The sequence below is a fragment of the Hansschlegelia plantiphila genome (genome assembly GCF_027922265.1).
Classification (GTDB): domain Bacteria; phylum Pseudomonadota; class Alphaproteobacteria; order Rhizobiales; family Methylopilaceae; genus Methylopila; species Methylopila plantiphila.
Genome location: NZ_BSFI01000001.1, coordinates 171726 through 184732, shown reverse-complemented (window position 1 = coordinate 184732; position 13007 = coordinate 171726). Strand labels below are relative to the sequence as shown.

Sequence of the window (13007 nt, the reverse complement as noted above, 5' to 3'; positions counted from 1 at the left end):
ATGGATCGGCGCCGCAGAGCGTTCGTTTGATGACCCGACGCGTCTGGGTCCCGGCCCAGGGCCGGGACCCAGCGTCGTGGCTTTCGCTCATCCGCTCACGGCCGGTCCGATCCCGGCCCTGACGGCGCAGCCGCCCACGCGGCCGCCGCTCGGCGCAAAGGATAAAAAAATCATGTCCCGCCCTGCCGGGCCGAAAGGCCCATCCCAGCGCCAGCTTCGCGTCGGCGAACTCGTGCGCCATGCGCTCGCCGACATTCTCGCCCGCGGCGAGGTGATGGACCCCGTGCTGGAGACGCACGTCATCACCGTGCCCGAAGTGCGGATGACGCCCGACCTCAAGCTCGCGACCGCCTTCGTCATGCCGCTCGGCGGCAAGGACGTGAAGCCGGTGCTGGCGGCGCTCGACCGCAACCGCAAGCCGCTCCGCATGCTCGTCGCCAAGCGCGTCGAGCTGCGCTCCGCGCCGGACCTGCGCTTCCTGGTCGACGACAGCTTCGACCGCGGCTCGACGATCGACGCCATCCTCCGCTCGCCCCAGGTCGCCCAGGATCTCGCCGGCGAAGACGAAGAGGGCGAGCCCTCGTGAGCGACTTTACCTATGTTCCGCAATTGGGCGCTGGCCTTCACCTCTCCCCGGTGGGGAGAGGTCGCCGCGCAGCGGCGGGTGAGGGGGTCCTACGAGCCCGCCAATTGGGCGTCGATCGCCTCGAGCACGCCTTCGAGGTTGTCGTAGACATCGGTGTTCGTGATCCGCATCACGAAGAAGCCCAAGCTTTCGATCCGGCCCGTTCGAAGAGCGTCCCGCACGATTTCGGCGTCCGTTCCGTGGGTCGCTCCGTCGACTTCGACGACAAGTTTCCCTGCGATCGTGACAAAGTCGACCACATAGCCGTTGATCGGGTGCTGGCGGCGGAACTTCCACGACGCAAGACGGCGGTCGCGCAACGCCTGCCAGAGCCGGTCCTCCGCGCTGGTCCGCCGCGCTCTCAGCGCCCGCGCGCGCACTCTGAAGCGGTCCATCCCCCTCACCCGCTCGCTGCGCTCGCGACCTCTCCCCGCCGGGGAGAGGTGAAGGCCTGCTCTTCGTTCGTTTCGCGTGGAATTGTGCCCGGCGACGGGGTCGAGGGTCACCACAAATCGACGGAACCGAAGCATGTCGCGGCGTAAGAAGGGGCTCGACATCTCGGGCTGGCTCGTTCTCGACAAGCCGGTCGGCGTGACCTCGACCCATGCCGTCTCCAAGGCGCGGTGGATGTATCAGGCGAAGAAGGCGGGCCACGCCGGCACGCTCGATCCGCTGGCCTCGGGCGTGCTGCCGATCGCGTTCGGCGAGGCGACCAAGACCGTGCCCTTCGTGATGGACGGCCGGAAGACCTACCGCTTCGAGGTGCTGTGGGGCGTCGAGACCACGACCGACGACGCCGAGGGCGAGGCGGTCGCGACCTCCGAGCGCCGTCCGGCGCGCGAGGAGATCCTCGCCGCGCTGCCGGCTTTCCTCGGCGACATCTCCCAGGCCCCGCCGAAGTTCTCGGCGCTCAAGGTCGACGGCGCGCGCGCCTACGATCTCGCGCGCGACGGCGAGGAGTTCGAGCTCGCGGAGCGCGTCATCTCGGTCCACCGCCTCGACCTCGTCGACATGCCGGCGCCGGACCGCGCGGTTTTCGAGGCCGAATGCGGCAAGGGCACCTATGTCCGCGCGATCGCCCGCGACCTCGGCCGCGCGCTCCAGACGCGGGCCCACGTCTCTGCGCTTCGGCGCACCGCGGTCGGCGGCTTCCGCGAGGAAGACGCGATTTCGCTGGACGAACTGGAGCAATTGCGACAGGGTGCGCGCGGCGAGCAAGGTCTCGCTGACGCTCTCCTTCCGGTTGAGACGGCGCTGGACGACATCCCGGCGCTCGCCGTCAACAGGGCGGAGGCGGCCCGGCTGCTCAATGGGCAACCGGTGCTGCTGCGCGGACGGGATGCCCCGACCTTCCAAGGTACGGTCTCCGTGACGACCGACGGCGCGTTGATCGCGCTCGCCGAGATCGAACGCGGCGAACTTCATCCCAGGCGCATCTTTCACCTCGACCGGCCCTGATAAGGCCGATCGGGTCCGACGAACCGATCGATTAGAGAGACACCGATGTCGATCACTGCAGAACGCAAGAAGGAAGTCGTCGCGCAATACGCGACGAAAGAGGGCGACACCGGCTCGCCGGAAGTGCAGGTCGCCGTGCTGACCGAACGCATCGTCAACCTGACGGAGCACTTCAAGACGCACGCGAAGGACAACCATTCGCGCCGCGGCCTCCTGAAGATGGTCAGCCAGCGCCGCAGCCTGCTGGATTACGTCAAGAGCCAGGATCCCGCGCGTTATCAGACCCTGATCGAGCGTCTCGGCATCCGCCGCTGACGCTTCGACGTGGTTGGGCCCGGCGACGCCGGGCCTGCGCGATTTCGTCTTGAGGCAAGAAACCAAGACGTCGACGCCCGGACATGCCGGGCGTGCGTCGAACACATGAAACGACGTCGGCGCAATGGGGCGCCGCCGCCGCACGACAAAACAAAGGGACCCGGAAGCCATCGGGCCCGAACGTCATGGGGCAGGATCGCAGGGCGCTTCCGCAGGCTCATCCGAAGTCGGATCGAGCGGGCGAAAAAAAGCGCCGCGCCGTCTTGCCCGTGGCATTCACGTGAGAAGCCCGACGGCCTCCTTCGGTCCCAGACCGCAAGGACATAAGACGCATGTTTGAAATACACCGCGAAAAGATCGAGTGGGCCGGCCGCACGCTGACGCTCGAGACCGGCCACGTCGCCCGCCAGGCCGACGGCGCCGTGCTCGCCACCTATGGCGACACCACCGTGCTCGCGACCGCCGTCTCGGCGAAGTCGGCGAAGCCCGGCATCGACTTCTTCCCGCTCACCGTCAACTACACCGAGAAGTACTACGCCGCGGGCCGCATCCCGGGCGGCTACTTCAAGCGCGAGCGCGGCCCGACCGAGAAGGACACGCTGACCTCGCGCCTGATCGACCGGCCGATCCGTCCGCTGTTCGCCGACGGCTACAAGAACGAGACACAGGTCGTCATCACCGTTCTCTCCTATGACCTCGAGAACGATCCCGACATCCTCGGCATGGTCGCGGCCTCCGCCGCCCTGACGCTCTCCGGCGCGCCCTTCATGGGCCCGATCGGCGGCGCCCGCGTCGGCTACATCGACGGCGAATACGTGCTGAACCCGGTGCTCGACCGCATGGCGGGCTCCGCTCTCGACCTCGTCGTCGCCGGCACCCAGGACGCCGTGCTGATGGTGGAGTCGGAGGCCAAGGAGCTCTCCGAGGACGTCATGCTCGGCGCCGTCATGTTCGGCCACAAGGGCTTCCAGCCGGTGATCGACGCGATCATCCGGCTCGCCGAGAAGGCCGCCAAGGAGCCGCGCGAGCACGTCGTCGACGACACCTCGGCGCTCGAGGAGAAGCTCCGCGCGCTGGTCGAGGCCGACCTGCGCGACGCTTACAAGATCAAGGCGAAGGCCGAGCGCCAGGACGCCGTCTCGGTCGCCAAGAAGAAGGCGATCGCGGCGCTTTGCGGCGAGGGCGTCGAGGACGCCGTCGACCCGCAGAAGCTCGGCGGCGTGTTCAAGGAGCTCGAGGCCAAGATCGTCCGCTGGGGCATCCTCGACGACAAGATCCGCATCGACGGCCGCGACCTGACGACGGTCCGTCCGATCCTGCCGGAAGTCGGCGTGCTTCCCCGCGCCCACGGCTCGGCGATCTTCACCCGCGGCGAGACGCAGGCCCTGGTGGTCGCGACCCTCGGCACCGGCGAGGACGAGCAGTTCATCGACGCGCTCGCGGGGACGTACAAGGAGCGCTTCCTGCTCCACTACAACTTCCCGCCTTACTCGGTGGGCGAGACCGGCCGCATGGGCGCGCCCGGCCGTCGCGAGATCGGCCACGGCAAGCTCGCCTGGCGCGCGATCCATCCGATGCTGCCGGAGCCGAGCGAGTTCCCCTACACGCTCCGCATCGTGTCCGAGATCACGGAGTCGAACGGCTCCTCCTCGATGGCGTCGGTCTGCGGCGCCTCCCTCTCGGCGATGGACGCGGGCGTTCCGCTGAAGCGCCCGGTGGCGGGCATCGCCATGGGCCTCATCCTCGAGGGTGAGAAGTTCGCCGTGCTGTCCGACATCCTCGGCGACGAGGATCACCTCGGCGACATGGACTTCAAGGTGGCCGGCACCGACGAGGGGATCACCGCCCTTCAGATGGACATCAAGATCGCCGGCATCACCGAGGAGATCATGAAGGTCGCCCTCGCACAGGCGAAGGAAGGCCGCATCCACATCCTCGGCGAGATGGCGACCGCCATCACCAAGGGCCGCTCGGAGCTCGGCGAATACGCGCCGCGCATCGAGGTGATCAAGATCCCGACCGACAAGATCCGGGAAGTGATCGGCACCGGCGGCAAGGTCATCCGCGAGATCGTGGAGAAGACCGGCGCCAAGGTGAACATCGAGGACGACGGCACCGTGAAGGTGGCCTCCAGCGACGGCAAGGCCATCAAGGCCGCGCTCAACTGGATCCGCTCGATCGCATCCGACCCCGAAGTCGGCACGGTCTATGACGGCACCGTCGTGAAGGTCGTCGAGTTCGGCGCCTTCGTGAACTTCTTCGGCGCCAAGGACGGCCTCGTCCACGTCAGCCAGATCAGCTCCGAGCGGGTCGCCAAGGTCTCGGACGTCCTCAAGGAGGGCGACAAGGTCAAGGTGAAGCTCATGGGCTTCGACGATCGCGGCAAGACGCGGCTGTCGATGAAGGTCGTCGACCAGACCACCGGCGAGGACCTCGAGAACAAGGGCGGCTCGACCGCCGCTCCGGCCGGCGGCGAGGCGGCTCCGGCCGCGGCCGCTCCCGAGGCGGAAGCCGCGGGCGAAGAGCGTCCCGCAGGCGGCCGCCGCCGCCGCGGCCCGCGCCGCGAAGAGGCGGCCGAGTGATCTCCTGATCCTCAGCCTCACAAGCACTGATCAAGCGCCCTCCGGGGCGCTTTTTCTTTGCGGTCAACAGCGTGACCGTTTCGGTCGACTCACCGCCGAACGCAGGCGCCAGACGGATGCGGGGTCGCGGCGCGTAGCGCTCGACGTCCGAGATGGGTGGTCCGGTCAAGCCCGACCACGACGAGCTTTATTCGGCAAACGTCTGGCCGCCCACCGCCGTCGTCCTCCGGCTTGCCCGGAGGACCCATGCCGGGCCTGGAGCGCCGCGCTGCAAGCTAAGCCATGACCGTTTCACACGGATCACGCCGTCATGCCCGCCTTCGCGGGCATCCACGACTTGCCTTCAGGCCGCATCGCTTGACGATCCGAGTCGTGGATACCCGGCTTTCTCCGGTCATGGCGCTGTGGGCCGACTTGAACCGTTCTCGCTCCAGCCGATCACCCGTGCTTGATCATCACGTGGCGCACCGCGGTGTAGTCCTCCAGCGCGTAGGCCGAGAGGTCCTTGCCGTAGCCGGAGTGCTTGAGGCCGCCATGCGGCATCTCGCTGACCAGCATGAAGTGCGTGTTGACCCAGGTGCAGCCGTATTGGAGCCGCGAGGCGACGGTCATCGCCTTGCCGACGTCCTTGGTCCAGACCGAGCTCGCGAGGCCATAGTCGCTGTCGTTGGCCCAGGCGATCGCGTCCTCCGTGTCGGAGAAGCGCGTCACCGACACCACCGGGCCGAACACCTCGCGGCGGACGATCTCGTCGTCCTGGCGGGCGCCTGCGACCACCGTCGGCTCGTAGAAGAAGCCGCCGGCGCCGGAAGCCTTGCCGCCCGTGGTGATCTCGATGTGGTCGACCTCGGACGCCCGCTGCACGAAGCTCGCGACTCGGTCGCGCTGGCGCCCGGAGATCAGCGGCCCGATCTCGTTCTTGGTGTCGTCCGGGTCGTTGAACACGAGGCTCGACGCCGCCGACGAGAGGTCGGCGACCAGTCTGTCGTAGATCCTGTCGTTGGCGTAGACGCGGCAGGCTGCGGTGCAGTCCTGGCCCGCGTTGTAGAAGCTGAAGGCGCGCAGGCCGTTCACCACCTCGTCGAGGTCGGCGTCGTCGAACACGATGACGGGCGCCTTGCCGCCGAGCTCGAGATGGGTTCGCTTCACGGTCCTGGACGCCGCCTGCAGAACCTTCTTGCCCGTCGCGACGTCGCCCGTGATCGAGATCATGTCGATCCGCGGGTGGTTGATCAGCGCGTTGCCGACGCTCTCGCCGCGGCCGAGGATGACGTTGACGACGCCCTCGGGGAGGATGTCGGCGAGCAGCTTGGCCATCTTCAGCGCGGTCAGCGGGGTCTGCTCGGAGGGCTTGAACACCACCGTGTTGCCGCCCGCGATCGCCGGAGCGAGCTTCCAGGCCATCATCATCAGGGGGTAGTTCCACGGCGCGATCGAGGCCACCACGCCGATCGGGTCGCGGCGGATCATCGAGGTGTGCCCGGCCATGTATTCGCCGGCGACGGCCGAGTGCATGTTGCGGACAGCGCCCGCGAAGAACCGCCAGCAATCGACGATCGCCGGCATCTCGTCGTTCAGCACGGCGTTGATCGGCTTGCCGCAGTTGAGCGACTCGAGCGCCGCGAAGCCCTCGGCGTCCTTCTCGATCGCGTCGGCGATCTTCAGCAGATAGGCCGAGCGCTCGCCCGGCGTCGTGCGCGCCCAACTCGTGAAAGCGGTCGAGGCGGCCTGAATCGCGGCCTCGACCTGCGCGGGCGAGGCCTCCGGAAGCGCGAGGATCTCCGCGCCCGTCTTCGGGTTCAGGACCTTCTCCTCGGTCTCGGTCCCCGCCTCGAAGGCGGCGCCGATCAGCATCGCAGTGTCCATGACACGTCTCCTTGAGCGTTCAGATTACTTGGTCGTCGCCGCGGTCTGTTCGTCGGCGCCGGTGAGAAGGAATGCCAGCAGGATCGGAACGAAGGTCACCGCCACCACCGCCATGGCGACGACGTTTGTGACCGGGCGCTGGCGGGGCCGGATCAGCTCCTCCAGCATCCAGAGCGGCAGGGTCTGCTGCTGGCCGGCGGTGAAGGTCGTGACGATCACCTCGTCGAACGACAGCGCGAAGGCGAGCATGCCGCCGGCGAGCAGCGCGGTGCCGACGTTCGGCAGCACGACGTGGCGGAAGGTCTGGAAGCTGTCGGCGCCGAGATCCATGGAGGCCTCGACCAGCGAGCCGGACAGCCGCCTGAGCCTCGCGACCGCGTTGTTGTAGACCACGACGATGCAGAAGGTCGCGTGACCCACCACGATCGTCCAGAACGAGAACGGGATGTCGAAGGTCGCGAACGCCGAGCGCAGCGCGATGCCGGTGATGATGCCGGGCAGCGCGATCGGCAGGATGACCAGCAGCGAGACCGCGTCGCGCCCGAAGAACCGGCTGCGGGAGACCGCCATCGCCGTCAGCGTGCCGAGGACGAGCGCGAGGATGGTGGCGACGGCTGCGACCCGGACGGAGAGCATGAGCGCGGCCCAGACGTCCGGCCGGTCCCATGTCACGCCGAACCATTTCAGCGTCAGCCCCGGCGGCGGCCAGACGAAGCTGCGCTCCTCGGTCGTGAAGGCGTAGACGAAGATGATCGCGAGCGGCGCCAGCAGGAACGCCAGCCCCGCGGCGGCGGCGATCTTGACGGCGAGCGAGCCCTCAGAGCGCATGAAGCGTTTCCCCGAAAACGCCGTCATGCCCGGCCCTTTGGCCGGGTATCCACGACTTAAGCGTAGGGCTCGACGTCCAAGTCGTAGATGCCCGGCTTCGCCGGGCATGACGCAGTGGAAGCCGGACGGCTGGATTCTCAGAGCGCATCGAAGGCTCCGAGCTTGCGGGCGACGGCGAGGTAAACGCCCATGATGACGATCGGCACGACGGTGAAGGCGGCGGCGAGCGGGATGTTTCCGGCCGTCCCCTGCTGCACGTAGACCGCCTGCCCGATGAAGTAGCGGCCCGATCCGATCACCTGCGGGATGATGTAGTCGCCGAGCGTCAGCGAGAAGGTGAAGATCGAGCCCGCGACGATCCCCGGCGCCGCGAGCGGCAGGATGACGTGGCGGAAGGTCGCCCAGGGCGTCGCCCCGAGATCGGAGGAGGCGTTGATCAGACTGCCGGGCACGCGCTCGAGCGCCGCCTGCGTCGGCAGGATCATGTAGGGCAGCCAGATGTAGAGGAAGACGAGGAAGGTCCCGATGTAGCTCGTCGACAGCGAGCCCCCGCCGACCCCGGGGAGCGCGAGCAGGCCGTCGAGCACGAAGCCGAGGCCGAGCTTGCCGAAGGTCCAGGTGAGGATGCCCTCGCGGGCGAGGATCAGCTTCCAGGCGTAGACCTTGACGAGATAGCTCGACCACAGCGGCAGCATGACGGCGATGTAGAACGCGGCTTTCCACGCTCCGCGCGCGTAACGGGCGGCGACGTAGGCGATCGGAAAGCCGACGATCGCGCTGGCGACGCTCACCGCCGCCGCCATCAGCACGGTGCGCTTGATGATCTCGAAGTTCGAGGGCTGCAGCAGCTCGGCGTAGGTCGAGAGCGTGTAGTCCTCGACGACGAGGCCCGAAAACTCCTCGAGCGAGAAGAAGCTCTGGCGGAGCAGCGTCGCGAGCGAGCCGAGATAGACGACCGCAAGCCACAGCAGCGCGGGCGCGAGCAGCAGCGCGACGACGAGGCCCGGGCGGCGCCAAAGGCCGTCGGCGAGCCGCGCGGCCGCGGACTGGGGCGGCGGCGCGATGATCTCGGTCGCGACGCTCACGCCGGCCCGTCCATGAAGTGCAGCGCGCTCCGGTCGAACGCGATCGCGACCCTGCCGTCGTCGGCCGGCTGGAACGAGCCGGCCGGAACGATCGCGTGCAGCGCGATCCCGTCGAGGGCGACCGCGAAGCGGGTGGTCGCGCCGAGATAGCTCTGCGCGGTCACGCGGCCGACGAGTCTTGGGTTCGCGTCGCCGGGCTCGGTCACGCGCACCTGCTCGGGGCGAAGGCTCGCCCAGCGCTTCTCGCCTGCGACCGCCTCGACGAAGTCCGGCGGCAGGATGTTCGACGAGCCGACGAAGTCGGCGACGAACGGGCTCGCCGGGCGGCGGTAGACCTCCTCCGGCGCGCCGACCTGGATGACCTTGCCGGCGTTGAACACGGCGATCCGGTCGGCCATCGACAGCGCTTCGCTCTGGTCATGGGTCACGAACACGAAGGTGATCCCGAGCCGGCGCTGAAGGCTCTTCAGCTCCTCCTGCATGTTCTCGCGCAGCTTGAGGTCGAGCGCGCCGAGCGGCTCGTCCAGCAGCAGCACCTTTGGCCGGTTGATGATGGCGCGGGCGAGCGCGACGCGCTGCCGCTGGCCGCCCGACAGCTCCGCGGGCCTGCGGGCGCCGTAGCCCGGCAGCCGCACCATCTCCAGCGCCTCTTCAGCCTGCCTGGCGCGCTCGGCCTTCGGGACCTTCCGCAGCATCAGCGAATAGGCGACGTTGTCCGCGACGTTCATGTGCGGGAACAGCGCGTAGTCCTGGAACACCGTGTTGACGTTGCGCCGGTAGGGGGGCACGCCGGTCGCGTTTTCGCCGAAGATGCGGACCTCGCCGCTGGTCGGCTGCTCGAAGCCGGCGATCACGCGAAGGCACGTCGTCTTGCCCGAGCCGGATGGCCCGAGCATCGCGAAGAACTCGCCTTCGGCGATCTCGAGATCGACCTCGTCCATCGCGCGCGTCAGCCCGAAATGCCGGGAGACGCGGCTGAGCGAGACTGCTGGCCGTTCGCTCATGACGTTCTTTCGGATTCAGAGGGGTGGCGGGCGACGTGACGCCCCCTTCGTCATTCCGGCCGAAGCGCCGGAATCCAGACGCGCGACCTAAGCCAGGTTCGGCTCCTGCAGCGCGTCTGGATCCCGGGACAGGCCCGGGATGACGGCGTTGAGGCTACTCGCGAGAAGAAGTCGGGCTGAGCCTACTTCCCCATCACCGCGATGTAGTCAGACACCCACTTCGAGTACGGCACGCAGGTCCCGTCCGCGCATTTCGCGGTCGGGGTGCGCCAGAACTTGATCTTGTCGAAGTTGTCGAAGCCGTTGGTGGCGCAGCCCTCGGCGCCGAGCAGCTCGTTGCCCTTGCAGGCGGCGGGCGCCGACGGCACCGAGCCGAACCAGGCCGCGAGATCGCCCTGCACCTTCGGCGAGATCGAATGCTCGAGCCACTTGTAGGCGCAGTTCGGGTGCTTGGCGTCGGTCGCGAGCATGGTGGTGTCGGCCCAGCCGGTCGCGCCTTCGTCGGGGATGGTCGAGGCGATCTTGCGCTTGTCGGCGACCAGCGTGTTGACCTGGAACGGCCATGAGCTGGAGGCCACGACGCCCTCGGTCTTGAAGTCGTCGACCTGGACCGCGGCGTCGTGCCAGTACTTCGAGACCAGCGCGCGCTGGCCCTTCAGCAGATCGAGCACGGCGGCGTACTGCGTCTCGTTCAGCGCGTAGGGGTCCTTGATGCCGAGGTCCGGCTTCTTCGAAGCGAGGTAGAGCGCGGCGTCGGCGATGTAGATCGGGCCGTCATAGGCCTGCACGCGGCCCTTGTTCGGCTTGCCGTCGGGAAGGTCCTGCGGCTCGAACACGACCGACCAGCTCTTCGGGGCCTCCTTGAAGACGTCGGTGTTGTACATCAGCACGTTCGGACCCCACTGGAACGGCACGCCGTAATGCTTGCCGTCGACGGTGTGCCACGGCGCGTCCTTCAGGCGGTCGTCGACCGAGGACCAGCTCGGGATCAGCGCGGTGTCGATCGGCTGCACCTTCTTGCCCGCGACGAGGCGCAGCGACGCGTCGCCGGAGGCCGTGACGAGGTCGAAGCCGCCGGCGTTCATCAGCGTGACCATCTCGTCGGACGTCGCGGCGGTCTTCACATTGACCTTGCAGCCCGTGTCCTTCTCGAAGCCGGTCACCCAGTCGTAGGCCTTGTCGGTCTCGCCGCGCTCGATGTAGCCGGGCCATGCGACGATGGAGACCTCGCCTTCGCCATCGCCGACCTTGTCGAGAGCGATGGCCGCAGTCTGGCTGAAGATCAGCGCGGCGGCGGCTCCTGCGGCGACAGTCCTGAATGCTGCTGACGTCTTCATGACCTCTCCTCCCGTGCGGGCTTGGCTTCAGACATGCCTAAAAAGACATCGTATCCACGAAAGCGGCATCGACAAATTCATTCGCCCGAATTTTAATATCGCTTTATCCGATATCACCCGGCGCACGTGAACGCTGGGGCCGCGTGAAGCGCGCCATCGCCACGAAATCCTGCGCGGCCTGCGGCAGCGCCGACCCCCGCCGCCACGCCACGCCGACCTGGATCACCGGTAACGTCTCCGCGAGACGGCGGCTTTCGATCCGGTCGCCCTCCAGCGACCATGGCCGGTAGAACAGGTCCGGCAGCAGGGCGACGCCCGCGCCGGTCGCCACCAGGCTTCTGACCGCCTCGACCGAACGGGTGCGGAACGCGATCTCGGGCCGCGCGCCCAGCGCCGCCAGCAGACGCTCCGGCCCGTCGGCGATCTCGTCCACGCTGAGCGCGATCAGTTTCTCGCCGTCGAGCTCGGCCGCGGCGACGATCTCGGATTCCGCCAGCCGGTGCCCGATCGGCAGCCACAGCTTGTAGGACGAGCTTTCGATCACCTCGACCTGCAGCGCGCCGTGGTCGCGCCGGTTGGAGATGTCCATGATCGCGACGTCGAGCTCGCCGCCGATCAGCAGGTGCTCGAGATATTCGCCGCCATCCTCGATGGCGCGCAGCGCGATCTCGGGATGCGCCCGGCGGTAGCGCTCCAGCAGGTCGGAAAGCACGTAGCCCGCCACCAGCGTCGTCACGCCGAAATTGAGCGAGCCGGTCTGCTCGGCGGCGTCGCTTCCGAGACTCTGCCTTGCGTCCGACACCGCGCTCAGGATGCGCCGGGCGTGGCGGTGGAACTGCTGGCCCTCATAGGTCACGCTCAAGCCGCGCCGGCGCCGCTCGAACAGCAGAACGCCGAGGTCGAGCTCCAGCGCCTTGATCGATTCCGTGACGGCCGACTGAGACACCGCGAGTTCCTGCGCGGCCCCGGAGACCGTGCCGCCCTCGGCGACCGCGATGAAATAGCGAAGCTGGCGAAGGGTGAAGCTCATGCGCGCCCGTGGACAGCCGCGGGCGGCGGCCCTGGCGGGCGATGCTCCCACGGATTCGCACGCCCGCGAAGACGTCGATTAAGAGAAGCGGCCTCGAATCGGGTTAAGCCTTGGACGCGCCGGCGCTGTTCGCGGGCGCCCGGCGGCCCATGGAAACCACGCTCTATCTGCCCGTAAAGGCCTTCCTCGAAACGCTCGGCTTCACGGTCAAGGGCGAGGTCGGCGGCTGCGATCTGCTCGCGCTCAAGGGCGAGGAGCCGCCCGTCGTCGTGATCTGCGAACTGAAGCGCAGCTTCAACCTCGAGCTCGTGCTGCAGGGGGTCGACCGCGCCAGGGCCTGCGACGAGGTCTGGCTCGCGGCCGCCATGACCGCGAAGCGCGGCAACGGCCACGACCGGCGCTTCCGCGATCTCTGCCGGCGGCTCGGCTTCGGCATGCTCGGCGTGTCCGCCGCGGGCGCGGTCGAGATCATCCTGAGCCCGGTCGCGCTCGCGCCCCGCCGCGACCCGCGCCGTCGCTCGCGCCTGATCGACGAGCATCGCCGCCGCAAGGGCGACCCGACGGTGGGCGGCGGAAACCGCGCGCCGGTCATGACCGCCTATCGCCAGCAGGCGCTCTCCTGCTGCGCCGCGCTTCAGGATGGGCCGCTCCGGCCGCGCGACCTCAGGCCGGCCGCGCCGGACGCGCTCAAGATCCTCGCCCGCAACGTCTATGGCTGGTTCGTCCGGGAAAGCCGCGGCGTCTACGGGCTGACGGATGTCGGTCGCAAGGCTCTGGCGCGCTGGCCGCAGCACACGACCCCGACCGCCGGGGTAGCCGACGCCGCTGGCGCGGAGTCCCTGCCGGCGTAGCGGAGGCCGGAACGAAGCCGCCCGCC

The 13007-nt window shown here is 68.3% G+C and carries 12 protein-coding genes; 5 read left to right on the top strand and 7 right to left on the bottom strand.

From position 1 onward, the window contains the following. Positions 1–172: 172 nt before the first annotated feature. Positions 173–586, top strand: a complete 414-nt coding sequence (rbfA, locus tag PKE75_RS00860) for a 30S ribosome-binding factor RbfA (protein ID WP_271166796.1) — start codon at positions 173–175, stop codon at positions 584–586. An 89-nt stretch (positions 587–675) separates the two neighbouring features. Here rbfA and PKE75_RS00855 read toward each other — a convergent pair whose 3' ends face one another. After that, positions 676–1020, bottom strand: a complete 345-nt coding sequence (locus tag PKE75_RS00855) for an endonuclease domain-containing protein (RefSeq protein WP_271166795.1) — start codon at positions 1018–1020, stop codon at positions 676–678. Positions 1021–1153: 133 nt separating this feature from the next. On the opposite strand from PKE75_RS00855, the gene truB reads away from it, so the two are divergent. The 3 genes from truB to pnp all read left to right on the top strand — a co-directional run bounded on the left by truB (position 1154) and on the right by pnp (position 4980). Continuing rightward, complete coding sequence (truB, locus tag PKE75_RS00850; protein ID WP_271166794.1) at positions 1154–2083, top strand: tRNA pseudouridine(55) synthase TruB; 930 nt, start codon at positions 1154–1156, stop codon at positions 2081–2083. 45 nt (positions 2084–2128) lie between these two features. Then, a complete protein-coding gene (rpsO, locus tag PKE75_RS00845) occupies positions 2129–2398 on the top strand; it encodes a 30S ribosomal protein S15 (protein WP_271166793.1) in 270 nt (89 codons plus the stop codon). Between the two features lie 332 nt (positions 2399–2730). Further along, positions 2731–4980: a polyribonucleotide nucleotidyltransferase gene (gene pnp, locus PKE75_RS00840; protein ID WP_271166792.1), complete on the top strand. Its 2250-nt coding sequence runs from the start codon at positions 2731–2733 to the stop codon at positions 4978–4980. A gap of 438 nt (positions 4981–5418) precedes the next feature. Here pnp and PKE75_RS00835 read toward each other — a convergent pair whose 3' ends face one another. The 6 genes from PKE75_RS00835 to PKE75_RS00810 form a co-directional block, all read right to left on the bottom strand. Next, positions 5419–6846 (bottom strand): gamma-aminobutyraldehyde dehydrogenase, encoded by a 1428-nt coding sequence (locus tag PKE75_RS00835; RefSeq protein ID WP_271166791.1) that lies wholly within the window; start codon positions 6844–6846, stop codon positions 5419–5421. A gap of 24 nt (positions 6847–6870) precedes the next feature. After that, positions 6871–7674 carry an ABC transporter permease gene (locus tag PKE75_RS00830; RefSeq protein WP_271166790.1) on the bottom strand — a complete coding sequence of 268 codons (804 nt, stop codon included), beginning with the start codon at positions 7672–7674 and terminating at the stop codon, positions 6871–6873. A 137-nt stretch (positions 7675–7811) separates the two neighbouring features. Then, positions 7812–8759, bottom strand: a complete 948-nt coding sequence (locus PKE75_RS00825; protein WP_271166789.1) for an ABC transporter permease — start codon at positions 8757–8759, stop codon at positions 7812–7814. Further along, positions 8756–9763 (bottom strand): ABC transporter ATP-binding protein, encoded by a 1008-nt coding sequence (locus tag PKE75_RS00820; protein WP_271166788.1) that lies wholly within the window; start codon positions 9761–9763, stop codon positions 8756–8758. The genes PKE75_RS00825 and PKE75_RS00820 overlap by 4 nt, the downstream gene beginning before the upstream one ends. 182 nt (positions 9764–9945) lie before the next feature. Next, positions 9946–11100: an ABC transporter substrate-binding protein gene (locus PKE75_RS00815; RefSeq protein WP_271166787.1), complete on the bottom strand. Its 1155-nt coding sequence runs from the start codon at positions 11098–11100 to the stop codon at positions 9946–9948. Positions 11101–11203: 103 nt separating this feature from the next. Beyond that, positions 11204–12130 (bottom strand): LysR family transcriptional regulator, encoded by a 927-nt coding sequence (locus PKE75_RS00810; RefSeq protein ID WP_271166786.1) that lies wholly within the window; start codon positions 12128–12130, stop codon positions 11204–11206. A gap of 149 nt (positions 12131–12279) precedes the next feature. Between PKE75_RS00810 and PKE75_RS00805 the strand changes: the two genes are divergently transcribed. Next, entirely contained in the window at positions 12280–12981 is a 702-nt protein-coding gene (locus PKE75_RS00805) for a DUF2161 domain-containing phosphodiesterase (protein ID WP_271166785.1), read from the top strand. Positions 12982–13007 lie beyond the last annotated feature (26 nt).

Excerpts from the sequence above, each read along its gene's own strand:
- rbfA (WP_271166796.1), top strand. The coding sequence starts at position 173 with ATGTCCCGCCCTGCCGGGCCGAAAGGCCCATCCCAGCGCCAGCTTCGC.
- PKE75_RS00855 (WP_271166795.1), bottom strand. The coding sequence starts at position 1,020 with ATGGACCGCTTCAGAGTGCGCGCGCGGGCGCTGAGAGCGCGGCGGACC.
- truB (WP_271166794.1), top strand. The coding sequence starts at position 1,154 with ATGTCGCGGCGTAAGAAGGGGCTCGACATCTCGGGCTGGCTCGTTCTC.
- rpsO (WP_271166793.1), top strand. The coding sequence starts at position 2,129 with ATGTCGATCACTGCAGAACGCAAGAAGGAAGTCGTCGCGCAATACGCG.
- pnp (WP_271166792.1), top strand. The coding sequence starts at position 2,731 with ATGTTTGAAATACACCGCGAAAAGATCGAGTGGGCCGGCCGCACGCTG.
- PKE75_RS00835 (WP_271166791.1), bottom strand. The coding sequence starts at position 6,846 with ATGGACACTGCGATGCTGATCGGCGCCGCCTTCGAGGCGGGGACCGAG.
- PKE75_RS00830 (WP_271166790.1), bottom strand. The coding sequence starts at position 7,674 with ATGCGCTCTGAGGGCTCGCTCGCCGTCAAGATCGCCGCCGCCGCGGGG.
- PKE75_RS00820 (WP_271166788.1), bottom strand. The coding sequence starts at position 9,763 with ATGAGCGAACGGCCAGCAGTCTCGCTCAGCCGCGTCTCCCGGCATTTC.
- PKE75_RS00815 (WP_271166787.1), bottom strand. The coding sequence starts at position 11,100 with ATGAAGACGTCAGCAGCATTCAGGACTGTCGCCGCAGGAGCCGCCGCC.
- PKE75_RS00810 (WP_271166786.1), bottom strand. The coding sequence starts at position 12,130 with ATGAGCTTCACCCTTCGCCAGCTTCGCTATTTCATCGCGGTCGCCGAG.
- PKE75_RS00805 (WP_271166785.1), top strand. The coding sequence starts at position 12,280 with ATGGAAACCACGCTCTATCTGCCCGTAAAGGCCTTCCTCGAAACGCTC.